The following is a 503-nucleotide window of genomic DNA, read 5'->3' on the forward strand; positions in this document are numbered from 1 at the left end:
GCTGAGAACGATCTTGCCTTCGTGTTCGCGCGCCTCTACCCGGCGAGAGATTTCCTTTTGCGCGATACGGGCGAGCATCTCCGCATCGGGCTGCGGGGGTTCGGCCCCGAAATACCTGTCGTCCGATGCGAGATCGCGAAAATATTCCGCAATGGCCTTCATCGTGCCGAATGAATCGTCGAAGCCTTCCAATGTGCATGAGAAGGTGCCGTAGGAGACCGTCAGTATTTTATTATTACTCATCATCGGATGCTCGTCCTCTGCGGTTTTGCAGCTTATCGTTTACCACGATGTACTAGACCAAAGCGGCCCGAATCTGTGCCAAGCAGCGTATCATTTCAAGGCGACAATGTGATGGGTTTCGAAAACGGCACGAAAAGGACATGATCGCCTCCATTGTTCACGATACGGCACCGATAACGCTCATCGGCGGCGGGGACGCCTCCATTAGCGACGTCGAAGAGGCCACAGCGCTGGCCCCGCGAGTCGTGGCGGCGGACGGG

The 503-nt window shown here is 56.5% G+C and carries 1 pseudogene; it reads right to left on the minus strand.

The annotated features are described in order from the left end of the window. Positions 1 to 246: pseudogene (locus tag A3764_RS19725) on the minus strand (hypothetical protein); the annotation flags it as partial. Positions 247 to 503: the final 257 nt, after the last annotated feature.

The sequence above is a fragment of the Sulfitobacter sp. HI0129 genome (assembly GCF_001635395.1).
Lineage (GTDB): Bacteria > Pseudomonadota > Alphaproteobacteria > Rhodobacterales > Rhodobacteraceae > Sulfitobacter.